Source organism: Enterobacter cloacae complex sp. P24RS (assembly GCF_014982165.1).
Classification (GTDB): Bacteria; Pseudomonadota; Gammaproteobacteria; order Enterobacterales; family Enterobacteriaceae; genus Enterobacter; species Enterobacter quasihormaechei.
Map to the genome: position 1 here is coordinate 149,324 of NZ_JADCKU010000001.1, position 24,239 is coordinate 173,562.

The following is a 24,239-nucleotide window of genomic DNA, read 5'->3' on the forward strand; positions in this document are numbered from 1 at the left end:
AAATGACAGCGCCCGCTTGTCACTTATCCTCAGCGAGTGCCTGCGCGCATGCCCAGGCACTGGCCCACGCCCACTGGAAGTTATACCCGCCGAGCCAGCCGGTCACGTCCATCACTTCGCCAATGAAATAGAGACCCGGCACGTTGCGGGCCTCCATCGTGCGGGATGAGAGTTCGTTTGTATCCACGCCGCCCAGCGTCACTTCCGCCGTGCGGTAGCCCTCGGTGCCGTTTGGCTGTACGCGCCAGTTCGTCAGCGTCTCCACCAGCGTTTCCTGCTCGCGGCTGTTCAGCTGCTTAAGCGATACGTCCGGGATCTGCCCCAGCGCCTGCAAACATTCCACCAGACGCTTCGGCAGCTGCATTGCCAGGGTATTTTTCAGGCTTTGATTCGGGTGCGCAGCGCGCTGTTCGTTCAGGAACGCGTCCAGATCGCAGTCCGGTACCAGGTTCACGGAGACAAACTCTCCCGGCTGCCAGTAGCTGGAGATCTGCAACACCGCCGGCCCCGAAAGGCCGCGATGGGTAAAGAGCAGGTTTTCGCGGAATACCGTGCCGTCTTCGGCCGTAATAACCGACGGCACAGACACGCCAGAGAGCGTCTGAAGCTGTTCCAGCAGCGGCTTATGCAGCGTGAACGGTACCAGCCCGGCGCGGGTGGGCAGCACCTTCAGGCCAAACTGCTCGGCGATTTTGTAGCCGAACGGTGAAGCGCCAAGACCCGGCATTGAAAGGCCGCCGCTGGCGATCACCAGATTGTCGGCGCTGACGGTTTCACCGTTGAGTTGCAGCGTGTAGCCCTGCTCGTCGCGGGCGACCTCGAGCACTTCCGTCCGCAGGCGCATGACCACGCCGCCTTTCTCGCACTCGGCCACCAGCATATCAACGATTTGCTGGGCGGAGTCATCGCAGAACAGCTGTCCCAGCGTCTTCTCATGCCACGCGATACCGTGTTTACCCACCAGTTCGATAAAATCCCACTGGGTGTAGCGCGCCAGCGCAGATTTACAAAAATGACGGTTCTGGCTCAGATAGGCCGCCGGTTCGACATAGAGATTGGTAAAGTTGCAGCGCCCGCCGCCGGACATCAGGATCTTGCGGCCAGGCTTTTTTCCGTTATCCAGCAGCAGCACGCGACGACCCGCTTGTCCGGCCATTGCCGCACAAAACATACCCGCCGCACCGGCGCCAATTACTACGGCATCAAACCTTTCCACGTCAAAATCCTCTTCGTTAACTGCCGCGGATTGTAAAGTTTCCTCAGTGGTCGCACCAGCGTAAAAAGATATTACAAAGCCATTTCATTGATATTTAAAGATTATCCTTTCAGGCACATTTCTCAAATCAGGTGGTATGTCAAAAAAAGTCTATATTTCACTTTGCCCGTTGCGCATTTGTCCTGGATAATGCGCCGCGTTCATGTCCTCAAAATGGCGTAACGTCCTATGCTACATTTGTTTGCCGGCCTGGATTTACATACCGGGCTTTTATTATTGCTTGCTCTGGTTTTTGTGCTGTTTTACGAAGCGATCAACGGCTTCCACGACACTGCAAACGCAGTTGCAACGGTTATCTACACTCGCGCAATGCGATCGCAGCTTGCGGTCGTTATGGCGGCGGTATTTAACTTTTTTGGTGTCCTCCTGGGCGGACTGAGCGTTGCGTATGCCATTGTGCATATGCTGCCAACGGATCTGCTTCTTAACGTGAGTTCCGGTCATGGCCTGGCCATGGTGTTCTCAATGCTGCTTGCTGCCATTATCTGGAACCTCGGTACCTGGTATTTTGGCCTGCCTGCATCCAGCTCTCACACCCTTATCGGCGCGATTATCGGTATTGGGTTAACCAACGCCCTGATGACCGGTACCTCGGTTGTTGATGCGCTGAACCTGCCTAAAGTACTGGGCATTTTCGGCTCTCTGATCATCTCTCCTATCGTCGGTCTGGTGGTGGCGGGTGGCTTGATTTTCATCCTGCGTCGCTACTGGAGCAACACGAAGAAACGTGCGCGTATCCACCTGACGCCAGCAGAGCGTGAAAAGAAAGACGGCAAGAAAAAGCCGCCGTTCTGGACGCGTATCGCACTGATCGTTTCCGCTATCGGCGTGGCCTTCTCTCATGGCGCGAACGATGGTCAGAAAGGCATTGGTCTGGTGATGCTGGTTCTGATTGGCGTCGCACCGGCGGGCTTCGTGGTTAACATGAACGCCTCTGGCTACGAGATCACCCGTACCCGTGATGCGGTAAACAACGTTGAAACGTACTTCCAGCAGCATCCTCAGCTGCTGAAGAAAGCGACCGGCGTAGACCAGCTGATCCCTTCTCCTGACTCTGGCGCACTGACTGCACCGGGCGAGTTCCATTGCCACCCGGCAAACGCGATTAACGCGCTGGAACGTGCGAAAGGCATGCTGGCCGATATCGAAAGCTACGACAAACTGGCTGTTGAACAGCGTGGTCAGCTGCGTCGCATCATGCTCTGCATCTCCGACGTGACCGATAAAGTCGCGAAGCTGCCAGAGGTGACTGCCGACGACAAACGTCTGCTGAAGAAACTGAAAGGCGATATGCTCAACACCATTGAGTACGCGCCAATCTGGATCATCATGGCGGTCGCGCTGGCGCTGGGTATCGGTACGATGATTGGCTGGCGTCGTGTGGCAACCACCATCGGCGAGAAGATCGGTAAGAAAGGCATGACCTATGCACAGGGTATGTCCGCGCAGATGACGGCGGCGGTGTCTATCGGTCTGGCGAGCTACACCGGTATGCCAGTATCAACCACCCACGTACTCTCTTCGTCCGTGGCAGGTACCATGATTGTTGACGGCGGCGGTTTACAGCGTAAAACCGTGACCAACATTCTGATGGCCTGGGTGTTCACCCTCCCGGCGTCCATCCTACTGTCCGGCGGTCTGTACTGGATTTCGCTGAAGCTGATTTAACCGGCTGAAGGCGACAAAAAAGCGGGTCAGGAAACTGGCCCGCTTTTTTTATGTGCAATTTCTGATTAATTACTAATTTCATTGGGAAAATCTGAACACTTTTTGCTCAGATAATCTGTTTGCGAGAAACTATCATGCCGGGCAGGATGAATAACGCCTACTGGAGAATGTATGGCTTCCGTTCCAACGCCTGGCCCAGGTTCAATTGTAATAGCTAACAACATGCGTGAAGCGCGCCAAAATGGAATGTCACGCAATATGGCCACAGCCTATACATATTACTGGTTCTATCAAAAAGTCCGAAATGGCGGCCCATGGGATTATAAAAAGTTCGATCCGTATTTCGCAGCATTTGGCAATTTTAACTTCGGTTCCGCAGGGACCGCGGCTGGGATTCCTGCGAAGATCCTCCTCATGGGCGCGGGTTGGGCTCAGAGTCGCGCAGGGACCTCAAAAGCCAAATGGGGTAAATGGTACGATAAACCGCCTTACGGTGATGACCCGACGGATCAGCGCAATATCAGAGAAGGAATAGATTATGCCATTCAGAATGGTTATTAGCTGGCTCCATCGGCTCGTCACGCTTGTACTGCTCTTCGTGGTTGTCGGTTTTGCCTGGCTAAATCATCAGCCCGACTCCCGTCGTTACGACGAGTTGCAGCGCGTTTATCACGTTTCAGATAGCGTCTGGCTGTACATGACGGTGAATCATGGCGGTGGCGCAACCGTACCGACCATTTATCGATACTATCTCTCGAATAAGCTAGAAGGGAAAAACGCCGACATTCTCAGGCAACTCTCCACGAAATCTCCCGTCATTGAGGGTACTGGCACGATTACAAATGCCAGCCTGGTCAAAAACGGGGCTGTGAGCATTTCTTACAGTGGAAAAGTGATATCAATTCTGGACACGATCTCTGACCTCCGATTCACGGCTCCCCCCTAAATCGAATGGTAAGAAGGCGAGGCTGGCCTCGCCTTCATCATGCTCAGTGCCAAATCATCAGTGCAATCATACTCACCACAACCAAGCCACACAGGGCGCTGGTCAAAATGAACTGACGACGCAGGCGCTCGCAGCGACGGATAAACTCTTCATCGTGGTGATCGCGGTAGCGCTGGTAATAGATGTACCCCACCAGACGCATCTGTTTGCTGGGCTGTCCATGCGAGGTGAAGAACCCTCCACCGTCCACGTACTGATAAAGCAGCGGATCGCAACCACGAAGTACCACTAACAGCGCACGTAACGATGAGAAGTAGCGCGCCATATTCACTATGCAAACTACGCATAACGCCCAAAACAATGCGACGGTGCTAATCATACATCCTCCCCGGCGTCCGCCCATGAAGCAAGGCTCCTGAGCTACCGCACCCCAATGCCCTGACAGACAGTTCAGTGAAAGAATGACTAAAAGTCGATCCGGTTCGCGTTTTAATATCCGAACGGCTCATTAAATAGTGTAGGAGATCCGTTAATTTTTTTGCCACAAGGTTAATCGTTATCAACACCAAAGCTTGAAAAATATGTTTAACTGGGTCGTAATGAAAGCATCAGACGACGCTTTCCCATTTAGTCATCGATAACTTAAGGAAGGAGTAACACTATGGCTTACAAACACATTCTTATCGCGGTAGACCTCTCCCCGGAGAGTAAAGTGCTGGTCGACAAAGCAGTATCCATGGCACGTCCCTACAACGCGAAAGTTTCGCTGATTCACGTTGATGTGAATTACTCCGACCTCTACACCGGTCTGATCGACGTGAATCTCGGCGATATGCAGAAACGCATCTCCGAAGAGACTCACCACGCGCTGAGCGAGCTCTCTACCAACGCGGGCTATCCGATCACTGAAACCCTGAGCGGTAGCGGCGATCTGGGTCAGGTGTTGGTTGATGCGATTAAGAAATACGATATGGATCTGGTGGTCTGCGGACATCACCAGGACTTCTGGAGCAAGCTGATGTCCTCAGCGCGCCAGCTGATTAATACCGTTCACGTGGATATGCTGATTGTTCCACTGCGTGACGAAGAAGACGAGTAAGTGCAAAAAAAGCGGCACTGAATGTAGGCCGGGTAAGGCGAAGCCGCCACCCGGCTTTTTTTATTCCGGCGTCCCCGCATAAATATCAAACCGGTGCCCTTTGGTGGTCACCGCGTTGGTCGTGGCAACGTCCGCCAGCGGCGGCGCGTAGTCCGGACGCTTCACCACCACCCGCTTCGTCGCGAGCTGACGAGCAGGCTCCAGCAGGCCATCTGCATCCAGATCCGGCCCCACCAGCGACTGAAACACCCGCATCTCTTTCTTCACCAGCGCGCTTTTCTGCTTGTGCGGGAACATCGGGTCGAGGTAGACCACCTGCGGGCGCGGAGTGATATCCGTCAGCGCCGTCAGGCTTGACGCGTGGATCAGCTGCAAACGTTCCTGCAACCACGGGCCGATTTCCGGGTCCGCATAGCCTCGCGTCAGCCCGTCGTCGAGCAGCGCGGCGACAACCGGATTACGCTCCAGCATCCGCACCCGGCAGCCCACCGACGCCAGCACAAACGCATCGCGCCCCAGCCCCGCCGTGGCATCCACCACGTCAGGCAGATAGCTTCCCTTAATGCCGACCGCTTTGGCCACCGCTTCGCCGCGACCGCCGCCGAACTTACGCCGGTGCGCCATCGCGCCGCCGACAAAATCGACAAAAATCCCGCCGAGCTTCGGCTCGTCGCGCTTGCGAAGCTCCAGATGTTCCGGCGTCATCACCAGCGCCATCAGGTTGTTTTCATCATGTTCCAGCCCCCAGCGGGCCGCCAGAACAGATAAGGCGCCGTTCCCGGCGCCCGTTTCATCCACTAAGCAGATCTTCACGTAGCAATCAGCCTTTGATTCCGTAATGCTCCAGCATCGCATCCAGCTGCGGCTCGCGGCCACGGAAGCGTTTGAACAGCTCCATAGGCTCTTCTGAACCCCCGCGCGTCAGGATGTTATCGAGGAACGACTGACCGGTTTCGCGGTTGAAAATCCCCTCTTCTTCGAAGCGAGAGAAGGCGTCCGCCGCCAGCACGTCGGCCCACAGGTAGCTGTAGTAGCCCGCCGCGTAGCCGCCCGCGAAGATATGGCTGAACGCGTGCGGGAAGCGTCCCCAGGTTGGGCCTGGAATAACGGCGACCTGCTTTTTAATCTCGGCCAGCGTTTCGAGGATTTTCGCCCCCTGCTCCGGGTTGAACTCGGCGTGCAGGCGGAAATCGAACAGGCCGAACTCCAGCTGACGCAGAATAAACATCGCCGCCTGGTAGTTTTTCGCCGCCAGCATTTTATCCAGCAACTCTTTAGGCAGCGGTTCGCCGGTCTCATAGTGGCCGGAGATAAACGCCAGCGCGTCCGGCTCCCAGCACCAGTTTTCCATAAACTGGCTTGGCAGCTCGACCGCATCCCATGGCACCCCGCTGATACCGGCGACGCCGGCGGTTTCGATGCGGGTCAGCATGTGGTGCAGGCCGTGACCGAACTCGTGGAACAGGGTGATCACTTCATCGTGGGTGAACAGCGCCGGTTTGCCGCTTACCGGACGGTTGAAGTTACAGGTCAGATAGGCGACCGGTTTTTGCAGGGAACCATCCGCTTTACGCATCTGGCCCACGCAGTCGTCCATCCACGCCCCGCCGCGTTTGTTTTCACGCGCGTAAAGATCCAGATAGAAGCTGCCGCGCAGCTCATTTTTCTCGTCATACAGCTCAAAGAAGCGCACGTCCGGATGCCAGACGTCGATATCGGTACGCTCTTTAGCGGTAATGCCGTAAATGCGTTTCACCACTTCAAACAGACCGTTGACGGCTTTGTTTTCCGGGAAGTACGGACGCAGCTGTTCGTCGCTGATGCTGTAGAGGTGCTGCTTCTGTTTTTCGCTGTAGTACGCGATATCCCACGGCTGAAGCTCGTCCACGCCAAATTCGGCTTTCGCAAAGGCGCGCAGCTGGGCCAGCTCTTTCTCCCCCTGAGGACGGGCGCGTTTCGCCAGATCGGTCAGGAAGTCGAGCACCTGCTGCGGGTTCTCGGCCATTTTGGTGGCGAGGGATTTATCCGCGTAGCTGTCGAAGCCCAGCAGCTGTGCCAGCTCGTGGCGCAGGGCGAGGATCTCCGCCATCACCGGGCTGTTATCCCATTTACCCGCATTCGGCCCCTGATCGGAGGCGCGGGTGCTGTAGGCGCGGTACATCTCTTCACGCAGGGCCTGGTTGTCGCAGTAGGTCATCACCGGCAGATAGCTCGGGATATCCAGCGTTAACAGGAAGCCTTCCTGCTCTTTCGCTTCGGCCTGGGCTTTCGCCGCCGCCAGCGCGCTTTCCGGCATACCCGCCAGCTCGGCTTCGTCGGTAATCAGCTTCGTCCAGCCCATGGTGGCGTCGAGGACGTTGTTGCTGTACTGGTTGCCAAGCTCAGACAGGCGCGCGGCGATTTCGCCGTAGCGAACCTGCTTCTCTTTTGGCAGACCGATACCGGACAGCTCAAAGTCACGCAGGGCGTTATCAACCGATTTTTTCTGCGCCGTGTTCAGTTCGGCATAATGGTCGCCGTCGCGCAGGTCGCGGTAGGCTTTGTACAGCCCTTCGTGCTGGCCGACCCAGGTGCTGTACTCAGAGAGCAGCGGCAGGGTTTGTTCGTAGGCTTCACGCAGTTCCGGGCTGTTTTTCACCGAGTTCAGGTGGCTCACCGGGGAGAAGATACGCCCCAGCACGTCGTCCACTTCGGCCAGCGGCTGACACAGATTCTCCCAGGTGTACGGCGCGCCCTGCGCAACCACGCTTTCTACCGCCGCGCGGCAGTTGTCCAGCGACTGGGTAACGGCTGGAACCACATGCTCAGGGAGGATTTTAGAAAACGGTGGCAACGAAAAAGGCGTCAGTAATGGATTGGTCATAAACGCTGTCCTGTTGAAATAGATGAATGAAGCGCGCATCCGGCGCTGTGCATATTGTTCAGTAATGGGGTTAAGTGTAGAGGATTTCAATGCCGGACGTTGTCGAAAAGAGCCCGGTGGCGCTGCGCTTACCGGGCCTGCGGGTAATCTTTGTCGTTCTGCTGTAAACTGTGGCAAATCGTCACTTCAGCGGAATATCATTACCCATGCTCAGTTATCGCCACAGCTTTCACGCTGGCAACCATGCCGACGTCCTTAAACACACCGTTCAGAGCCTGATCATCGAATCGCTCAAAGAGAAGGATAAACCGTTTCTCTATCTGGACACCCACGCGGGCGCGGGCCGTTATCAGCTGAGCGGCGAGCATGCCGAGCGTACCGGTGAATATCTGGAAGGGATTGCGCGTATCTGGCAGCAGGACGATCTGCCTGCCGAGCTGGAGCCGTACATCGGCGTGGTGAATCACTTTAACCGCAACGGCCAGCTGCGTTACTACCCGGGCTCTCCGCTGATTGCCCGCCAGCTGCTGCGCGAGCAGGACAGCCTCCAGCTGACCGAACTGCACCCGAGCGATTTCCCGCTGCTGCGCTCTGAGTTTCAGAAAGATAACCGCGCCCGCGTGGACAAAGCCGACGGTTACCAGCAGCTGAAAGCCAAGCTGCCGCCGGTTTCCCGTCGCGGTCTGGTGCTGATCGACCCGCCGTACGAAATCAAAACCGACTATCAGGCGGTGGTGACCGGCATCAACGAAGGTTATAAACGCTTTGCGACCGGAACCTATGCCCTGTGGTATCCGGTGGTGCTGCGCGCGCAGATCAAACGCATGATTAAGGATCTGGAAGCGACCGGCATTCGTAAAATCCTGCAAATTGAGCTGGCGGTACGCCCCGACAGCGACCAGCGCGGCATGACCGCTTCCGGCATGATTGTGATTAACCCGCCGTGGAAGCTGGAAGCACAGATGAACAATGTGCTGCCGTGGCTGCACAAAACGCTGGTGCCTGCCGGAACAGGACACGCCACCGTAAGCTGGATCGTGCCGGAGTAATTGCAGCCATCGGTGGAAACTATTGATTTCAGGTATACAATCGCGGCAATTCACGATTAAGGACAAAAACTATGACCAGGCATTATGACTACATCGCAATCGGCGGCGGCAGCGGCGGCATCGCCTCCATTAACCGTGCGGCCATGTACGGCCAGAAGTGTGCGCTGATTGAAGCCAAAGCGCTCGGCGGCACCTGCGTGAACGTCGGTTGTGTACCGAAGAAAGTGATGTGGCATGCCGCGCAAATCCGTGAAGCTATTCATATGTATGGCCCGGACTACGGTTTTGACACCACCATCAACCACTTCGACTGGGACAAGCTGATCGCCAGCCGTACCGCCTACATCGACCGTATTCATACCTCGTACGACAACGTGCTGGGCAAGAATAACGTTGACGTGATCCGCGGCTTCGCCCGTTTCGTGGATGCGAAAACGATCGAAGTGAACGGCGAGACGATCACTGCCGATCACATCCTGATCGCCACCGGCGGCCGTCCGAGCCACCCGAACATTCCGGGCGCGGAATACGGTATCGACTCCGACGGGTTCTTCGAGCTGCCAGCTCTGCCTGAGCGCGTGGCCATTGTGGGCGCAGGTTACATCGCGGTTGAGCTGGCTGGCGTGATTAACGGCCTGGGCGCAGAGGCGCACCTGTTCGTGCGTAAACACGCGCCGCTGCGCAGCTTCGACCAGCTGATCGTCGAGACGCTGGTTGAGGTGATGAATGCCGAAGGCCCAACGCTGCACACCAACGCCGTGCCAAAAGCGGTCGTTAAAAATGCAGACGGCAGCCTGACGCTGGAGCTGGAAGATGGCCGCAGCCAGACCGTTGACTGCCTGATCTGGGCGATTGGTCGTGAACCGGAAACCGACAACTTCAACCTGGCCGCAACTGGCGTGAAAACCAATGAAAAAGGGTATATCGTCGTTGATAAGTTCCAGAACACCAGCGTACCGGGCATTTATGCCGTCGGGGATAACACCGGTGCCGTCGAACTGACGCCGGTTGCCGTTGCCGCGGGCCGTCGCCTCTCCGAGCGCCTGTTTAACAACAAGCCGGACGAGCACCTGGATTACAGCAACATCCCGACCGTGGTATTCAGCCACCCGCCCATCGGCACCGTCGGCTTAACCGAGCCGCAGGCGCGCGAGCAGTACGGCGATGACCAGGTGAAAGTGTACAAATCGGCGTTTACCGCAATGTATACCGCAGTCACCTCGCACCGTCAGCCGTGCCGCATGAAGCTGGTCTGCGTGGGCCCGGACGAGAAGATCGTCGGTATTCACGGCATTGGCTTCGGCATGGACGAGATCCTGCAAGGCTTCGCGGTGGCGCTGAAGATGGGCGCCACCAAGAAAGACTTCGATAACACCGTCGCGATCCACCCGACGGCGGCAGAAGAATTTGTGACCATGCGTTAAGCCTGATGCCCCTCCCCGGAGGGGCATTTTTCATTAACATTCACAAATCGTTGCAAAACGAATGCTCCGAAAATAGTGATCTACCGCACATATCCCCCCACATCTACCGAAGCGAATGTCTACGCTTATAGGACGCCCGGAAAAACCAGTCTTTGAGAACACATAACCGGAGGTCTTTATCACCATGTTCAACCAGAAACTACAGACTGCCGAGGAAATCGAGTTCGAAATTGCAGAAGAGCTGCGCTACGAAACCGATCCCTGTGAGTTAAAACTGGATGAGATGATCGAGGCAGAGCCGGAACCGGAAATGATTGAAGGGCTGCCGGCGTCCGATGCCCTCACGCCCGCAGACCGCTACCTTGAACTGTTTGAACACGTCCAGTCGTCACGGCTGTTTGCGGACAGCAAAACCTTCCCCGACTGTGCGCCGAAGATGGATCCGCTGGATATCCTGATTCGCTACCGCAAGGTGCGTCGTCACCGTGATTTCGACCTGGCGCGCTTTGTGGAGAATCACTTCTGGCTGCCGGAGGACTACAGCAAAGAGTACGTCTCCGATCCCGGCTTCTCCCTGAAAGAACACATTGATAACCTGTGGCCGGTGCTGACGCGCGAGCCGCAGGATCACATCCCGTGGTCGTCGCTGCTGGCGCTGCCGCAGGCCTATATTGTGCCCGGCGGACGCTTCAGCGAGACCTACTACTGGGACTCCTACTTCTCCATGCTGGGCCTGGCGGAAAGCGGTCGTAACGATTTGCTGAAATGTATGGCCGATAACTTCGCCTGGCTGATTGAGCGCTATGGCCATATCCCGAACGGCAACCGTACCTACTACCTCAGCCGCTCCCAGCCGCCGGTTTTTGCGCTGATGGTGGAGCTGTTTGAAGAGGACGGCGTGCGCGGGGCGAAGCGCTATCTTGAACACCTCAAGATGGAGTACGCCTTCTGGATGGACGGGGCAGAATCGCTGCTGCTCAATCAGGCCTATCGCAGTGCGGTCTGCATGCCGGACGGCTCCCTGCTTAACCGTTACTGGGACGATCGCGATACGCCGCGGGATGAATCCTGGATTGAGGACGTTGAAACCGCCCGTCATTCGGGTCGTCCGCCGAACGAGGTGTATCGCGACCTGCGCGCCGGGGCAGCCTCCGGCTGGGATTACTCGTCCCGCTGGCTGCGCGATCCGGCGCGGCTGGCCAGCATCCGCACGACGCAATTTATCCCCATCGATTTGAACGCGTTCCTGTTCAAGCTGGAGAGCGCTATTGCCAATATCTCAGCATCGAAAGGGGATAAAGAGACCGCCGATCTGTTCCGTCAGAAAGCCAGCGACCGCCGCGCGGCGGTGAACCGCTATCTGTGGGACGACGAGAACGGCTGTTATCGCGATTACGACTGGCGACGTGAAGCGCTGGCGCTCTTCTCTGCGGCCAGCATTGTGCCGCTGTACGTGGGCATGGCGACGCATGAGCAGGCGGAGCGGCTGTCCGATGCCGTTAAAGCCCGTCTGCTCACACCGGGCGGGATCCTCGCCACCGAATATGAAACAGGCGAACAGTGGGATAAGCCGAACGGCTGGGCGCCGCTGCAATGGATGGCCATTCAGGGGTTCAAACAGTACGGCAACGACTCGCTGGGAGATGAGATCGCCTGGAGCTGGCTGCACACGGTGAACCATTACTATAAAACCCATCATAAGCTGATTGAGAAGTACCACATCGCCAGCAGCACGCCACGCGAAGGTGGCGGGGGGGAGTATCCGTTGCAGGATGGCTTCGGCTGGACCAATGGCGTGGTGCGGCGGTTGATTGGGTTGTATGGGGAGCCCTGAGCCTCGCCCCTCACCCTGATCCTCTCCCCTGAAGGGAGAGGGGGAAAAATAATCAGCGGATCACCTCATAAATGGCAGTCTGGATGGACTGCCATTTTTTTGTGGTGGCATCCGGCTGAGATTTAGCGCGGCGCGTGGCCATATCCGCATCATGCTGTTGGCGTTTCACCACTGCCGGGACGGTACAGAACGCTTTCAGGTACTGCTTGCGCATAGACGTCAGCGATTCGCCGTTCGCCATCGCATGGCTAAGCGTGTTAATAAAGCGTCGGCAGGGCTTTTGCTCTGTCATTTGCAGGCGGTAGCGCAGCATCACTTCCAGCACGTCGTCGTAGCCTGCCGACAACGCCTCTTCTGTCCATGACACTTTCCAGTCCATCCCGCCCTGCAAGAACAGGAGCGCCACGCGGGTATCGTTGCGGCTGATAGCTGAACGGAAGTTGTTTTCATCCCAGGTCACACCCATACGCGTCAGCGTTTCTCGCGAGGAAGGCGTTTCGCGCATCTCCTGCACCGGCGCGGGAGATGCCGAACTGGCTAAAGCCGGCTGCGGTTTACTGCTGGTTACCAGCCAGGCTCCCCCCACGATAATCGCGATAACCATCACGCCAACCGCTCCCCACAGCACGCCGGAAATCAGCTGTTCGCGCTGCTCGGGCGTTCGCGCGGCGCGCTGGGTCGGTTTCTCGATGCTGTCGCGCACTTCAAAAAGATCGCCACCCGTGGTGCGATCCCTTTTCTGCGCCTTTTCCCAGAACGCGTGCAGCTCGCTTTCCTCCACCGCCATGAGCGCCGCCGGGTTAATGCGTGTTCGCCCTTCCTCAAACGCGCGCTGAACGGAGCGGGTTATCTGCGTGTAATAGCTGTCGAGTAGCTGGATTTGCGCCCCGCTTAACGGCTGCTGCACGGTGATGCTGTTGCGGATTTGACGGATATCTTCGAGGAAGGTTTGCAGCGTTTTGCGTGGCTCTACCAGCAGCGTCAGCATGTCCGGGTCGTTAAACAGCGACGCGTAATAGCGGCTAAATTCTTTTTTATCCACCAGCAGCTGGGCCAGCTCGCTGAACAACATGCCGCTCAGCACATCGTTAATTTCACCGTTTTTCAGCCAGCGACGCACGCGATCGGCGTTAAACAAGGTCTTAAGATGATTATTCAGCCGCGTCGGATCGGGCCACGCCTGCTGTATCAGCCCTTTTATCATTAGCTCGATGGCTCGCACCTGTTTCTGCGCCTGAAGCTGGCTCGCCTGCTCTGGCACCATCCCGGTATCGTAGGTCAGGAGGGGCTGTTGCAAACGCAGATATTCAAGGGCGGTTACAAAGCGCATCGCCGCAATCAGCTGGTTTTCGCTGACGTCCTGCCCGCTTTCATACTGGGGGACGCGCTGCTGAAGCAAGCGTAATTGCAGCGTAAAGGCCGTCATTTCTGCATCATTCAGGTTTAGCTTCCTGGCAACGGCGCCCCACCCACCCAGCCCCAGGCGGGCGCTGTCCAGCTGCTCCAGAAACCAGCGTGGATCTTTGCCTTCACTAACAGGTACATTCAACAGAAGTAAGATTTCGACAGACGCCTGACGGATCGCCGCCAGGCAGTGTTCAAACTGCTCGCGGGTATGATGCGATGAGCTCATCATCTTTGTTTTCCTTGAGAGACAACAAATACCGCTAAAGCGGCATTAAAGGTGATTTTTCTTTTTATTTATACGAGGTTAAACATACCTGACTTTCTGTTGAAATAAAGTGACAACCCTATAATCATTTACAATGTCTCAGGAGAATCTGAATGCCCGCCTTTACGACCGCACGCCTCACCTGCTCGCCGCTTCAGGAGCAAGACTGGTCCTTTTTTCTGTCGCTTCAGCAACATCCTGACGTGATGCGTTTTGTCGCCGAGGCGCGTAGCGAGGCGGACATTCGGGATGCCTTTGAGTCTCGACTGTTGCCGTGGACGCCGGGCAGCGCACACTGGCTCTGCCTTGTGGTGCGTGATACGGCCAGCCAGACGCCGCTGGGCGTAACCGGCTATGTACACCGGGAAGCAGATTGTGCCGAAGTTGGTTTTCTCTTTGCGCCCTCTGCGCAGGGGAAAGGTTATGGCTTTGAATCGCTGCGGGCCGTGTGTGATTTCGCGTTGACTCAGGGCAATATTCGTCGGCTCACCGCCACCGTTACCGCGGGAAATATCGCCTCAAGGCGGCTGCTGGAAAAAACAGGTTTTCAGCTGGAAGGTGAGTTGCGCGAGAGTTATTTCCTTTCAGGGCAATGGCATAACGACTGGCTGTTCGGATTATTGAAAAAGGAATACCCGTTCAGTAAAACCTGATCAACAGCCATTTGGCGGATATTCCCCGGCCGTCGTTTCCTCTATAGTCGCGCCATTAAGAGGAAACGCTTATGACGGGTTATGCAATGCAGATAACGTCTGCTGCAATCGCATTAATTAAAAAGCAGCAGGGACTTTCCCTGGAAAAATATCGTGACGAAAAGGGAATATGGGTTATAGGTTACGGTCACGTGATTCGCCAGTGGGAGAAATTTAACGGCCTCATTACGCCGGCTGAGGCGGAGTATTTGCTTTTCAATGATATTCAATTATGTGAGACGCTGCTGCGGGAAACCAACCGACGCCCATTAACCCAACAGCAGCATGATGCCCTGGTATTAACTCTCTTCAGTTTTGGGGAAGACTCCCCTCTGCCAGAGAAGATCCTTCAGGCCGTCGCCCGGGTGTAGTACATCGCGGCCTGCGTCCGGTTTTTGACGTCAAGACGGCGGAAAAGCGTCTCAAGATGCGCTTTTACCGTTGCCGCACTGATGTTGAGATTACGCCCAATCTCTTTATTCGACTCTCCGGCCGCCAGTAACTTCAACACCTCACGCTGGCGCTCGCTTAACAATGACAACTCATCATGAGAGGAGTGCTGCTTCAGCCACTCGCCGGGAAAACAGACCATTCCTCGCGATACCGAATCCAGCACTGCGGAAAAGCGTTCGGGATTCGCATTGCGGGGGATTATCGCCACCACGTTGCGCTGTAGCATTTGCTCAACCCAGCGAGGCTCTTTTTTCGTTAATACCAACACCACGCGCGCCGCTGGAAAACGTTCCGTAATCTCTTCCAGTAAAGCCACACCATTATCATGAATTAAATATCCATCTATCATGACGATAGCGCAGGGTGACGCGGATAATTGCGCCCATAATTCATCAGTCTGACGAGTCCCTGTCAAATCTATTTCAGGAATTAACTTCTGCAAACTGCACATCGCTCCATGAATAAATAGTGACTGCCTGTCAAACATGATTACTCGCATCGTTTTACTCCTCTGAGAATAGCGAAGGGGGATTCTACAGAGGCATTTTTTAAGAAAAAACTCAATGAACGGAGAGGTTACAATTCATCCGGCTCTCTTTATATTTTCCCGCATTTAGACATACCTGAATTAAGGATTTCCTTAAGAGGGTTCCCTCCCCTTAAGACCGAACATTACAGGAACATACCGCCTGAGACTTCAATACGTTGCGCATTCATCCAGCCCAGTTTGTCGCTGAGCAGGGCCGCAATGGCGTCACCAATATCATCGGGCAGGCCCACGCGTCCCAGCGCAGTTTGCGACGCCAGCAGCTGGTTAAGCTCCGCATTATCCCGCACGCGTCCGCCACCAAAGTCGGTTTCAATGGCGCCGGGCGCGATGATATTGACGGAAATACCGCGCGCGCCCAGCTCTTTTGCCTGATAGCGGGTCAGCACTTCCATCGCCCCTTTCATGGCAGCGTAGGTGCCTGAGCCTGGCTGAGTAAAACGGGCCAGTCCGCTGGAGACGTTCAGGATCCGTCCTCCGTCTTTTATTAACGGCAGCAGCTGCTGCGTGAGGAAAAACGGGCCTTTGAAATGAATGTTCACCGCATCGTCAAACTGCGCCTCCGTCGTCTCGGTATAGGGGGCGTATAAGCCTGTGCCGGCGTTGTTCACTAAATAGTCAAAGGCGTCACGTTGCCAGACGTTCTGAAGGGTGTCCTTCACCTGTTGAGCAAAACGCGGAAAACTTGCCGTATCGCCGACGTTAAGCTGCAATGCGGCCGCTTTTCCGCCTTTTGCCTCTATTTCGCGCACAACGTCATGCGCCTCCTGCTGGCTGCTGTTCCAGGTCAGGATGATGCCTGTCCCTTCCGCAGCCAGCTTCAGAACGGCGTTTTTACCCAGGCCGCGGCTACCGCCGGTCACTAATGCAATACGTTCACGCATAATTCACCTCGTTTCGTCTGTGATGAAGATTGAGAAAGAGCTTATTAGATGGTAGAAAATCAATAAATACTCCTGCTAACGCTTCACTGTTTCATTCATAACAACAATGACTAACATCTATGGATAAAATACACGCAATGCAGCTTTTCCTTCGCGTCGCGGAACTGGAGAGTTTTACCCGCGCCGCGGAGACGTTAAGCCTGCCGAAAGGGAGCGTATCGCGGCAGATCCAGGCTCTGGAAAACGCGCTGGGTACGCAGCTGCTGCACCGCACTACCCGTCGCGTCAGCCTGACGCAGGACGGCATGGTTTATTACGAACGTGCAAAAGATCTGCTGATGAATCTGGACGAGCTGGACGGCATGTTCCTGCACGACCCTTCCTCCATCAGCGGTCGGCTACGCGTGGATATGCCCGTTGCCATTGCGCGAAATGTCGTCATTCCAAAACTGCCTGCCTTTTTACAGCAGTACCCCGGCATTGAGCTGGAGCTGAGCAGCAGCGACCGCCTGGTGGACGTCATCCGCGAAGGATTTGACTGCGTGGTGCGCGTGGGTAACCTGAAGGACTCCGGGCTTATCGCCCGTCCGCTTGGGAAGCTTTCGGTGATTAACTGCGCCAGCCCGGACTATCTGACGCGATTCGGCTACCCTGAGACGCTGGACGATTTGGCCTCACACGCCCTCATTCACTACTCCGCCACGCTGGGCACCCGCCCGCTGGGTTTTGAGTATTTCAACGGCAGCGCAACCCAGTGGGTGAAAACGGGAGGCGTACTAACGGTCAACAGCACGGAAACCTACCAGGCCGCCTGTATCGCCGGGCTTGGCATTATTCAGGTCCCACGCGTCGGGGTGCGTGATGCCCTGCGCACGAAAAAACTCGTGGAGATCCTGCCGCAGTACCGGGCTGAACCGATGCCCGTCTCCCTCATTTATCCCCACCGCCGTAACCTCTCCCGCCGGGTGAATGTGTTTATGGCGTGGCTTACCGAACTCACAAAAAGTTACGTGGACTAGTCGCAAGCTATAATTCAGTAACATCCAGCTCAACGAAAAGGAAAATGCGCGTGACGCCGGAAAATAACCCGCAACGACCGACTCAACATTTAGATTATGAACCCATCAAAAAGATGGATAACGAACCTGAAGCGCCGAAAGAGCCTGGAACGGCCAGCAAAGCGCTGGGCACCGTAACCGGTATAGCTGAAAAAATTCAGCAGATACCCGCGATTGCCCACCTGATACGCGCCGCTGAGCGCTTCAATGACCGCATGGGAAATCAGTTCGGCGCGGCGATCACCTACTTCTCTTTCCTGTCGATGATCCCCATCCTGATGGTGTCGTTTGCCGCCGCCGGTTTTGTGCTGGCGTCTCACCCGACGCTATTGCAGGACATCTTCAATAAGATCCTGAACAACGTTAGCGACCAGACGCTCGCCACGACGCTTAAAAGCACCATCAATACCGCCGTGCAGCAGCGTACCACCGTGGGTATCGTCGGGTTGCTCATTGCGCTCTACTCCGGGGTGAACTGGATGGGCAACCTGCGTGAGGCCATTCGCGCCCAGTCGCGTGACGTCTGGGAGCGTACGCCGCAGGACCAGGAGAAGATATGGGTGAAGTATCTGCGCGACTTTATTTCGCTGATTGGGCTGCTGGTGGCGCTGGTCATCACGCTCTCTATCACCTCGGTCGCCGGTTCCGCGCAGCAGATGATTATCTCCGCGCTGTATCTGGATTACATTGAATGGCTTAAGCCGGCCTGGCGCGGTATAGGGCTTGCCATCTCCATCTTTGCTAACTACCTGCTGTTCTTCTGGATCTTCTGGCGTTTGCCCCGCCATCGCCCGCGCAAGAAGGCGCTGATCCGCGGGACGTTGATTGCCGCTATTGGTTTTGAGGTGATCAAAATTGTGATGACCTATACGCTGCCGTCGCTGGTCAAGTCTCCCTCCGGCGCGGCCTTTGGTTCAGTGCTGGGGCTGATGGCCTTCTTCTATTTCTTCGCGCGCCTGACGCTGTTCTGCGCCGCGTGGATCGCCACCGCAGAGTATAAAGACGACCCGCGCATGCCGGGAAAAACCCACCACTGATGTTCTGTCGGGCTGATATTTCAGCCCGATTCATCATTTCAGCATATAAATCCAGACCGTAACTTTTATTTAACTCAAAACCAGTTTTAATGACTTATATTTATAATGTGTGAAGCATTTCATGGAAGTGTTTTCGCTGGCCTGAAAATTATCCGCTTTTTGTTGCTTTTATGACCATGCCACGCCTTTGTTACAGATTGAAATGTCGCTTTTGCTATGCCTAATATGGCCCTTCGTTCGTCCAAAAATAAGAAAATATTATGCAAGCAACAGCCACCACACTTAACGAAGGGGCGGAACACGTTCCGGTCAACTCCCGCAATAAAGTCGTCGTCGCATCGCTGATTGGCACCGCCATTGAGTTCTTCGACTTTTACATTTATGCCACCGCTGCGGTCATTGTCTTTCCGCATATTTTCTTCCCACAGGGCGACCCGACGGCAGCCACGCTACAGTCTTTAGCCACCTTTGCTATCGCCTTCGTTGCGCGTCCGATTGGTTCAGCGGTCTTTGGGCATTTTGGCGATCGCGTTGGCCGTAAAGTGACGCTGGTTGCCTCGCTGCTGACCATGGGGATCTCTACGGTTGCCATCGGCCTGCTGCCGACCTATGAAACTATCGGCATTCTGGCGCCCGTGCTGCTGGCGCTGGCGCGCTTTGGTCAGGGTTTAGGCCTGGGCGGGGAATGGGGCGGCGCGGCGCTGCTGGCGACCGAAAACGCCCCGGCGCGCAAGCGTGCCCTGTATGGCTCTTTCCCGCAGCTGGGCGCACCGATTGGCTTCTTCTTCGCTAACGGCACCTTCCTGCTCCTCTCCTGGCTGCTGACCGATGAACAGTTCATGAGCTGGGGCTGGCGTATTCCGTTCGTCTTCTCAGCCGTGCTGGTGCTGATTGGCCTGTACGTGCGCGTGTCCCTGCACGAAACGCCGGTCTTCGCGAAAGTCGCCGCGGCGAAAAAACAGGTTAAAGTTCCGCTGGGCACGCTGCTGACCAAACACCTTCGCGTAACCGTGCTGGGCACTTTCATAATGCTGGCGACCTATACGCTGTTCTACATCATGACCGTTTACTCCATGACCTACAGCACCGCCGCCGTACCGGTCGGGCTGGGCCTGCCGCGTAACGAAGTGCTGTGGATGCTGATGATGGCGGTTATTGGATTTGGCGTGATGGTGCCCATCGCGGGCCTGCTGGCGGATAAATTTGGCCGTCGTTCAAGCATGATCGTCATCACCTCGCTGATCATCCTGTTCGCGCTGTTTGTCTTCCCGCCGCTGCTGGGTTCAGGTAGCCCTGCGCTGGTGTTGGCGTATCTGCTGATTGGCCTGAGCCTGATGGGACTGACCTTTGGCCCGATGGGCGCGCTGCTGCCGGAGCTGTTCCCGACTGAAGTGCGTTATACCGGCGCGTCGTTCTCCTATAACGTTTCGTCTATTCTGGGCGCCTCGGTCGCCCCGTATATCGCCACCTGGCTTCAGGCAAACTATGGCCTGTTCTATGTGGGCGTCTATCTGGCGGCAATGGCAGCGCTGACGCTGATTGCGCTGCTGCTGACGCACGAAACTAAACATCAGTCACTGTAAGATGATGCCGGGTGGCGCTACGCCTTACCCGGCCTACGATTCACATGCAGGCCGGGTAAGCGCAGCGCCACCCGGCAAGAACGGGCCACACCTTACTTCTTCATCTGCGACAAAATCGTCCGACACTGATTCGCTTCGCCTTCTGACGGCGAAATCAACGCCAGCAGCGCCGCCGCAGGGGTGACCAGCGTGGCGAGTGCGGCGGCAACTGCACCGCGCGCAATCAGCGGCCCGGCCTTCACGCCCGCCTGCGGCTCTTTGAAGGTCCCGCGCACGTAGAGCGGCGAACGCAGGGTAATGATACGAATACCTTTACTTTCCGGATCGATGGTCAAATCCAGCTGCTCGGACGCCATGCTGGCGGTACCGGTGATGTTGATAACCGCGTTTTCCGTGTCGAAGGCGAAGATCTGCGGACGCGCCACGCCGTTGACCAGATCCACGTTTGCTGCCGCGCAGTTCACGCGCACTTCGTCGTCACCGAAGATTTGCCCGATGATAAAGTTCCCGACGTTCAGCCCCAGGATCTCCATCAGGTTACGGCTCACCAGACCGTCGTTCATCAGCAGCTTCAGGTTGCCGTTTCCGCTGCCCAGCAGCGCCGCCACGGAGTTGCCCGTGCCGCGAATGTCCGCGTCGCCGTTCATCTCACCGAGGGTCTTCTGCATCAGCTCCACGTCCGGCATCAGCTCTTTCAGCTTCAGCCGGCGCGCCTGGATCTCCGCCCGTCCCTGCATCGGCTTTTTATCCCCCTCCAGGTGGATATTCGATGAAATGGTTCCGCCCGCCATGCCAAACTTCAGCGGTTGCAGGCGCAGGTCGGCGTTTTTCAGGATGATATGGGTTGAGAGATTGCTCAACGGCAGCGTGCTGCCATGCTCAATTTTACGTCCTTTGAAGCGCACGTCCGCATCCATCACGTCCCACTTGTCGGTTTCGAAGCGGTCATAGGGCAGTACTTTGCCCGCAGGCTGGACGTCCTTTTTGACCTCTTTTGACTTCGTGCCTTTACCCGAATCTACGCCAATCAGCGGCCCGAGATCGGCCAGACGCAGCTGGCGGGATTCAACGTCACCCTCCAGTTTCGGGCGTGGTTTTCCGGTGGTGTAGGTCAGCGTACCGTGAATATCGCTGTCGCCGATGCGGCCGTTGAACCCACGGTAGTCAAAGACGGACGATTTTTCAGCGTCGATTTTTGCGACCAGGCGCCCGTCCGTTTCGAACGGCGGGGTATCCGGCAGCAGCACGCCGGTGAGATCGTACAGTTCACCCAGCGAATCGCCGGCAAACTTAAGCTGGAGGTCGACGCCGCCCATGTTCATCGGGTCGTTAACCGTGCCCACGAACGCCACGCGGGTATTGCCCGAGCGGAAATCCGCCTGCACCGGGAATGGCGTGCCCTCGCTCCTGAGCGCCAGCATGCCGCCGATTTTGCCTTTGCCGGTGAGCGGCTGGCCGTTGTAGCGCCCCTTCGCCGTCAGGCCGAAGACGTAATCGCCCGCTTTGCTGTCATCGCCTTTGGCTTTACTGCCCGTCACTTCGCTAAACGGCAGCGGCTTGCCCAGCGGATCGACGAGGATCTCTACGTCGGCCTTACTCACCTTATCGTCAATGGCGATCCGCCCGCGATCGAACAGAATATTATCGAGGCGGAAAGACCACGAAGAGGGCTGCGCATTCGGATCTTTATCGTCGCTGCCGGCGAGATCGAACGTCCAGTTGTTGTTTTTCTCAGACAGGCGAATCAGCCGCGCGTCCGGCTGCTGAAGTTTGATCCACGGCAGATAGACCGTTTTCGTTAACAGGGCTAACGGCGCGAGCGTGGCTTCCACGCGCGGCAGGTGGATCATGGTCACTTCGGGGATATCGGGCGGGTTGCCAAGCATAATGTCGTCGGCATGGACGTGCGGCCAGGGCACCCAGCTTCGCCAGCCGGTTTCCTCTTTCTGGCGCTCCCACACGACGCCCAAATCGCCACGTATTGCGAAGGGGCGGTTTAGCTCGGCTGAGACTTTCTGGTTGATGGTCGGTTTGAGGCGGTTCCAGTCAAACGTGGCGATAATGATGATTAAGACCACGATCAGCAACACGAAAATCCCTGCTGTCCAGGAAATCACCCTGGTTGTTTTTGTCATTGTTGTCCCCTTTCCTGATGAACTTGCCTATAAAACTATAGTTCAGACAAAGGGAAGCGGGCATATCAGAGCGTGGTTATCACCTTTTCCAGGGTATCCATAGGGACAGGACGAGAGAGGAAATAACCCTGTGCCGCGGCTGCCGGGGAATTTTGCACGTCGCGCCACTCTTCCAGCGTTTCCACGCCTTCCACAATGACGCCCTGACAATAGCGGTTCATCAGTTGCAGGAGCATAGTAAACAGGTTCCGTCCCTCCGACGTCTGGCGCAGCATAATAAACAGATCGCGGGCCACTTTGATGTAATCATAACGCACTTCGCTCAGGGCGGAGAAGTTCGCCATGCCGGTACCGAAGTCATCCAGCCACAGCGGGCCAAATTCACACATCGAGGCAAACGAGGAGTCCTGCGGCAGACGCACGTGCTCCACCAGTTCGAAGCGCATCCACGGCAGGGTGGCAATCAGCGCCTGCAACGTCGCATTCTGACGTAACGCCATCAGAGTTGGGCCATCCACGTTCACCGACGCCAGAATACCGTGCTGCTCGAAGAAGGCCTGCTTTGTCGCCAGCATTCTCAGCTGCTCTTCCAGCACGTCGATGCGCTGACGCACGGCAACCTCCGCAAAATAGCGGTCCGGCGCAATACGCTGTGAAGGATTCGACGGATGAGTGACGATCGTTAATACCTCAATCGCCATTAACCGACCGTCGGTACGGTAGATGGGCTGATAGGTATACGCTCGCTCGCATTGCAGCCAGTAGCGATGCTCCTGCAAGTTCTCAATACTTGCCTCAGGCGTAGTGCTCAGCCGCTGGATAACCTGCTCTGACTTCATTTCGGATGTCCTGTTGTATGGGATAGCCTTTCTGGACTCGTCACTGAGTTATCGGCCCGCCAGGTGAGAACTTTATGTTCAATTCACCGGGAAAATGAAATTAAGATGACAGAAATATGCCGGAACACGCGCTGGCTCAAAAAAAATAATGGAACGTCGTTTTAATATGGTTGACCGTAAAAAACACACAGCGCACACTACCTTTAATTACTCTGTTCAGGTTCACGACTATGTCTAAGAAAATTGCCGTGATTGGCGAATGCATGATTGAGCTGTCCCAGAAAGGCGCGGAAGTGAGCCGCGGTTTTGGCGGCGATACATTGAACACCTCCGTTTACATTGCCCGTCAGGTCGCCCCCGACGCGCTGAGCGTGGATTACGTTACTGCGCTCGGCACGGACAGCTTTAGCCAGCAGATGCTGGAAGCCTGGCAGGGTGAAAATGTTGGGACGTCGCTGATCCAGCGGATGGAAAACCGCCTGCCGGGTCTGTACTACATCGAAACCGACAGTACCGGCGAGCGCACCTTCTACTACTGGCGTAATGAAGCGGCTGCCAAATTCTGGCTGGAAAGCGATGCCGCCGCCGCGATTTGTGAAGAGCTGGCCACCTTTGATTACCTCTACCTGAGCGGGATTAGCCTGGCGATCCTGAGCCAGCAGAGCCGTGAAAAGCTGCTGTCGCTGCTGCGCGAATGCCGCGCCAACGGCGGCAAAGTGATTTTCGATAACAACTACCGTCCGCGCCTCTGGGCCAGCCGTGAAGAGACGCAGCAGGTGTACCAGCAGATGCTGGAATGCACCGATATCGCCTTCCTGACGCTGGATGATGAAGATGCCCTGTGGGGTGAAAAACCGGTTGATGAGGTTATCGCCCGGACGCAGGCCGCTGGGGTCAGTGAAGTGGTGATTAAGCGCGGGGCGGAGTCTTGCCTGGTGGCGGTGACGGGTGAAGCCGTGACAGAGGTTCCGGCGGTGAAGCTGGCGAAAGAGAAAGTGATTGATACCACTGCGGCGGGCGATTCTTTCAGCGCGGGCTATCTGGCGGTACGTCTGACCGGCGGTACACCGGAAGCGGCAGCGCAGCGCGGTCACCTGACGGCCAGCACGGTGATTCAGTATCGCGGAGCGATTATTCCGCGCGAGGCGATGCCTGCTTAAGAACGGTGAGGGCTGATGCC

The 24,239-nt window shown here is 56.3% G+C and carries 22 protein-coding genes; 13 read left to right on the top strand and 9 right to left on the bottom strand.

Annotated elements, in window-relative coordinates; translation table 11 throughout:
- Positions 1–19: 19 nt before the first annotated feature.
- Positions 20–1,216 carry an NAD(P)/FAD-dependent oxidoreductase gene (locus INF58_RS00710; RefSeq protein WP_131637049.1) on the bottom strand — a complete coding sequence of 399 codons (1,197 nt, stop codon included), beginning with the start codon at positions 1,214–1,216 and terminating at the stop codon, positions 20–22.
- A gap of 228 nt (positions 1,217–1,444) precedes the next feature.
- On the opposite strand from INF58_RS00710, the gene pitA reads away from it, so the two are divergent.
- The 3 genes from pitA to INF58_RS00725 all read left to right on the top strand — a co-directional run bounded on the left by pitA (position 1,445) and on the right by INF58_RS00725 (position 3,890).
- The gene (pitA, locus tag INF58_RS00715) at positions 1,445–2,944 is read left to right on the top strand and encodes an inorganic phosphate transporter PitA (RefSeq protein WP_063450006.1); all 1,500 of its coding nucleotides are present in this window, start codon (positions 1,445–1,447) and stop codon (positions 2,942–2,944) included.
- 171 nt (positions 2,945–3,115) lie between these two features.
- On the top strand, positions 3,116–3,505 hold the full coding sequence (locus INF58_RS00720; RefSeq protein WP_207388506.1) for a polymorphic toxin type 44 domain-containing protein: 390 nt from the start codon (positions 3,116–3,118) through the stop codon (positions 3,503–3,505).
- On the top strand, positions 3,483–3,890 hold the full coding sequence (locus INF58_RS00725; protein WP_193526794.1) for a hypothetical protein: 408 nt from the start codon (positions 3,483–3,485) through the stop codon (positions 3,888–3,890). Before INF58_RS00720 ends, INF58_RS00725 begins: the two co-directional genes overlap by 23 nt.
- Before the next feature lie 43 nt (positions 3,891–3,933).
- Here INF58_RS00725 and uspB read toward each other — a convergent pair whose 3' ends face one another.
- Entirely contained in the window at positions 3,934–4,269 is a 336-nt protein-coding gene (gene uspB / locus INF58_RS00730; protein WP_003861224.1) for a universal stress protein UspB, read from the bottom strand.
- Between the two features lie 282 nt (positions 4,270–4,551).
- Here uspB and uspA point away from each other — a divergent pair, with 282 nt between their 5' ends.
- Positions 4,552–4,989, top strand: coding sequence for a universal stress protein UspA (gene uspA, locus INF58_RS00735; protein WP_003861223.1), 438 nt, complete (start codon positions 4,552–4,554; stop codon positions 4,987–4,989).
- 60 nt (positions 4,990–5,049) lie between these two features.
- Here the strand turns inward: uspA and rsmJ are convergent, their stop codons facing one another.
- Both rsmJ and prlC read right to left on the bottom strand, forming a co-directional pair.
- Entirely contained in the window at positions 5,050–5,802 is a 753-nt protein-coding gene (gene rsmJ, locus INF58_RS00740; RefSeq protein ID WP_131637051.1) for a 16S rRNA (guanine(1516)-N(2))-methyltransferase RsmJ, read from the bottom strand.
- Between the two features lie 7 nt (positions 5,803–5,809).
- Positions 5,810–7,852 carry an oligopeptidase A gene (prlC, locus tag INF58_RS00745; protein WP_193526795.1) on the bottom strand — a complete coding sequence of 681 codons (2,043 nt, stop codon included), beginning with the start codon at positions 7,850–7,852 and terminating at the stop codon, positions 5,810–5,812.
- Between the two features lie 206 nt (positions 7,853–8,058).
- On the opposite strand from prlC, the gene INF58_RS00750 reads away from it, so the two are divergent.
- The 3 genes from INF58_RS00750 to INF58_RS00760 all read left to right on the top strand — a co-directional run bounded on the left by INF58_RS00750 (position 8,059) and on the right by INF58_RS00760 (position 12,159).
- Positions 8,059–8,901, top strand: coding sequence for a 23S rRNA (adenine(2030)-N(6))-methyltransferase RlmJ (locus INF58_RS00750; RefSeq protein WP_006808562.1), 843 nt, complete (start codon positions 8,059–8,061; stop codon positions 8,899–8,901).
- A 71-nt stretch (positions 8,902–8,972) separates the two neighbouring features.
- Positions 8,973–10,325, top strand: coding sequence for a glutathione-disulfide reductase (gene gorA, locus INF58_RS00755; RefSeq protein WP_193526796.1), 1,353 nt, complete (start codon positions 8,973–8,975; stop codon positions 10,323–10,325).
- Positions 10,326–10,509: 184 nt separating this feature from the next.
- On the top strand, positions 10,510–12,159 hold the full coding sequence (locus INF58_RS00760; RefSeq protein ID WP_193526797.1) for an alpha,alpha-trehalase: 1,650 nt from the start codon (positions 10,510–10,512) through the stop codon (positions 12,157–12,159).
- Positions 12,160–12,211: 52 nt separating this feature from the next.
- On the opposite strand, the gene INF58_RS00765 is transcribed toward INF58_RS00760, so the two are convergent.
- Entirely contained in the window at positions 12,212–13,795 is a 1,584-nt protein-coding gene (locus INF58_RS00765) for an STY4199 family HEPN domain-containing protein (protein WP_193526798.1), read from the bottom strand.
- Positions 13,796–13,944: 149 nt separating this feature from the next.
- Between INF58_RS00765 and INF58_RS00770 the strand changes: the two genes are divergently transcribed.
- Positions 13,945–14,484: a GNAT family N-acetyltransferase gene (locus INF58_RS00770; RefSeq protein WP_193526799.1), complete on the top strand. Its 540-nt coding sequence runs from the start codon at positions 13,945–13,947 to the stop codon at positions 14,482–14,484.
- Positions 14,485–14,555: 71 nt separating this feature from the next.
- Positions 14,556–14,894, top strand: coding sequence for a lysozyme (locus tag INF58_RS00775; protein WP_063865344.1), 339 nt, complete (start codon positions 14,556–14,558; stop codon positions 14,892–14,894).
- Here the strand turns inward: INF58_RS00775 and INF58_RS00780 are convergent.
- Complete coding sequence (locus INF58_RS00780) at positions 14,873–15,475, bottom strand: response regulator transcription factor (RefSeq protein ID WP_193526800.1); 603 nt, start codon at positions 15,473–15,475, stop codon at positions 14,873–14,875. The two genes, INF58_RS00775 and INF58_RS00780, sit on opposite strands and share 22 nt — an antisense overlap.
- A gap of 173 nt (positions 15,476–15,648) precedes the next feature.
- Positions 15,649–16,407: an SDR family NAD(P)-dependent oxidoreductase gene (locus tag INF58_RS00785; RefSeq protein WP_193526801.1), complete on the bottom strand. Its 759-nt coding sequence runs from the start codon at positions 16,405–16,407 to the stop codon at positions 15,649–15,651.
- 119 nt (positions 16,408–16,526) lie between these two features.
- Between INF58_RS00785 and INF58_RS00790 the strand changes: the two genes are divergently transcribed.
- The 3 genes from INF58_RS00790 to INF58_RS00800 all read left to right on the top strand — a co-directional run bounded on the left by INF58_RS00790 (position 16,527) and on the right by INF58_RS00800 (position 20,085).
- Positions 16,527–17,426, top strand: coding sequence for a LysR family transcriptional regulator (locus tag INF58_RS00790; RefSeq protein WP_193526802.1), 900 nt, complete (start codon positions 16,527–16,529; stop codon positions 17,424–17,426).
- A 50-nt stretch (positions 17,427–17,476) separates the two neighbouring features.
- Positions 17,477–18,502 (top strand): inner membrane protein YhjD, encoded by a 1,026-nt coding sequence (yhjD, locus tag INF58_RS00795; RefSeq protein WP_063450037.1) that lies wholly within the window; start codon positions 17,477–17,479, stop codon positions 18,500–18,502.
- 260 nt (positions 18,503–18,762) lie between these two features.
- Positions 18,763–20,085, top strand: a complete 1,323-nt coding sequence (locus tag INF58_RS00800; protein WP_193526803.1) for an MFS transporter — start codon at positions 18,763–18,765, stop codon at positions 20,083–20,085.
- Positions 20,086–20,177: 92 nt separating this feature from the next.
- Here INF58_RS00800 and INF58_RS00805 read toward each other — a convergent pair whose 3' ends face one another.
- On the bottom strand, positions 20,178–22,220 hold the full coding sequence (locus INF58_RS00805; RefSeq protein WP_063450021.1) for an AsmA family protein: 2,043 nt from the start codon (positions 22,218–22,220) through the stop codon (positions 20,178–20,180).
- A gap of 65 nt (positions 22,221–22,285) precedes the next feature.
- The gene (gene pdeH / locus INF58_RS00810; RefSeq protein WP_063450022.1) at positions 22,286–23,059 is read right to left on the bottom strand and encodes a cyclic-guanylate-specific phosphodiesterase; all 774 of its coding nucleotides are present in this window, start codon (positions 23,057–23,059) and stop codon (positions 22,286–22,288) included.
- A gap of 230 nt (positions 23,060–23,289) precedes the next feature.
- Between pdeH and INF58_RS00815 the strand changes: the two genes are divergently transcribed.
- Complete coding sequence (locus tag INF58_RS00815) at positions 23,290–24,219, top strand: sugar kinase (protein WP_107534165.1); 930 nt, start codon at positions 23,290–23,292, stop codon at positions 24,217–24,219.
- Positions 24,220–24,239 lie beyond the last annotated feature (20 nt).

What these genes read in the sequence shown, in the direction of transcription:
- INF58_RS00775 (WP_063865344.1), top strand. Translation starts at nt 14,556, where the DNA reads ATGACGGGTTATGCAATGCAGATAACGTCTGCTGCAATCGCATTAATT.
- INF58_RS00800 (WP_193526803.1), top strand. Translation starts at nt 18,763, where the DNA reads ATGCAAGCAACAGCCACCACACTTAACGAAGGGGCGGAACACGTTCCG.
- INF58_RS00725 (WP_193526794.1), top strand. Translation starts at nt 3,483, where the DNA reads ATGCCATTCAGAATGGTTATTAGCTGGCTCCATCGGCTCGTCACGCTT.
- uspA (WP_003861223.1), top strand. Translation starts at nt 4,552, where the DNA reads ATGGCTTACAAACACATTCTTATCGCGGTAGACCTCTCCCCGGAGAGT.
- INF58_RS00815 (WP_107534165.1), top strand. Translation starts at nt 23,290, where the DNA reads ATGTCTAAGAAAATTGCCGTGATTGGCGAATGCATGATTGAGCTGTCC.
- INF58_RS00765 (WP_193526798.1), bottom strand. Translation starts at nt 13,795, where the DNA reads ATGATGAGCTCATCGCATCATACCCGCGAGCAGTTTGAACACTGCCTG.
- INF58_RS00805 (WP_063450021.1), bottom strand. Translation starts at nt 22,220, where the DNA reads ATGACAAAAACAACCAGGGTGATTTCCTGGACAGCAGGGATTTTCGTG.
- pitA (WP_063450006.1), top strand. Translation starts at nt 1,445, where the DNA reads ATGCTACATTTGTTTGCCGGCCTGGATTTACATACCGGGCTTTTATTA.
- INF58_RS00780 (WP_193526800.1), bottom strand. Translation starts at nt 15,475, where the DNA reads ATGCGAGTAATCATGTTTGACAGGCAGTCACTATTTATTCATGGAGCG.
- gorA (WP_193526796.1), top strand. Translation starts at nt 8,973, where the DNA reads ATGACCAGGCATTATGACTACATCGCAATCGGCGGCGGCAGCGGCGGC.
- uspB (WP_003861224.1), bottom strand. Translation starts at nt 4,269, where the DNA reads ATGATTAGCACCGTCGCATTGTTTTGGGCGTTATGCGTAGTTTGCATA.
- INF58_RS00785 (WP_193526801.1), bottom strand. Translation starts at nt 16,407, where the DNA reads ATGCGTGAACGTATTGCATTAGTGACCGGCGGTAGCCGCGGCCTGGGT.
- INF58_RS00760 (WP_193526797.1), top strand. Translation starts at nt 10,510, where the DNA reads ATGTTCAACCAGAAACTACAGACTGCCGAGGAAATCGAGTTCGAAATT.
- INF58_RS00750 (WP_006808562.1), top strand. Translation starts at nt 8,059, where the DNA reads ATGCTCAGTTATCGCCACAGCTTTCACGCTGGCAACCATGCCGACGTC.
- prlC (WP_193526795.1), bottom strand. Translation starts at nt 7,852, where the DNA reads ATGACCAATCCATTACTGACGCCTTTTTCGTTGCCACCGTTTTCTAAA.
- INF58_RS00790 (WP_193526802.1), top strand. Translation starts at nt 16,527, where the DNA reads ATGGATAAAATACACGCAATGCAGCTTTTCCTTCGCGTCGCGGAACTG.
- pdeH (WP_063450022.1), bottom strand. Translation starts at nt 23,059, where the DNA reads ATGAAGTCAGAGCAGGTTATCCAGCGGCTGAGCACTACGCCTGAGGCA.
- INF58_RS00770 (WP_193526799.1), top strand. Translation starts at nt 13,945, where the DNA reads ATGCCCGCCTTTACGACCGCACGCCTCACCTGCTCGCCGCTTCAGGAG.
- INF58_RS00720 (WP_207388506.1), top strand. Translation starts at nt 3,116, where the DNA reads ATGGCTTCCGTTCCAACGCCTGGCCCAGGTTCAATTGTAATAGCTAAC.